We start from the raw sequence: 493 nt of genomic DNA on the forward strand, positions 1-493 counted from the left end.
GGGCGATCTTCTCGGCGTCGACGTTCACCTCGCCCATGTCGTTCAAGATGACGGCGATCCGCCGGTCCCCCGGGTTCGAGAGGAGGTGGTTCACGAGCGTTGTCTTCCCGGCGCCGAGGTAACCGCTGAGGACGGTGACCGGGATGCGCGCGTCTGTCATGTGTGCTACCAGTGACCACGGCTGTATGAAACGATCGATCGGGTGGGTCGGGGAACGTTCATCCGTCCCACCGCCGTACCGCGAGGCGATGGACCTGAGCGAGTCGACCGTGCGGGACCGCGCACGGGCGTACGCGGAGACGGAGCCGCTGTACGACGTGGAACGCCAGCACGTCGAGACGGTCCCGAAGACGTTCGCGAGCGACGAGTACGGGCGCCGCGACGCGCAGTGGATCGTCCGGTGGTACTTCCGGCGGTACCTCGGCGAGTACCCGGACCGGGAGCGGCGGGAGCGCGAGGACGCCTTCCGCGACAACGACTTCGGCGACGTGAT

At 67.5% G+C, this 493-nt stretch carries 1 protein-coding gene and 1 pseudogene; one reads left to right on the top strand and one right to left on the bottom strand.

Annotation, left to right across the window (positions count from 1 at the left end; translation table 11 throughout):
* Positions 1–160: GTP-binding protein (locus EXE42_RS16725; protein WP_275938240.1), on the bottom strand; the 160-nt coding region annotated here is incomplete at its 3' end.
* An 88-nt stretch (positions 161–248) separates the two neighbouring features.
* Between EXE42_RS16725 and EXE42_RS16730 the strand changes: the two are divergent.
* Positions 249–493, top strand: a pseudogene (locus EXE42_RS16730) (hypothetical protein); the annotation flags it as partial.

This window comes from Halorubrum sp. SP3 (assembly GCF_005435195.1).
Classification (GTDB): domain Archaea; phylum Halobacteriota; class Halobacteria; order Halobacteriales; family Haloferacaceae; genus Halorubrum; species Halorubrum sodomense.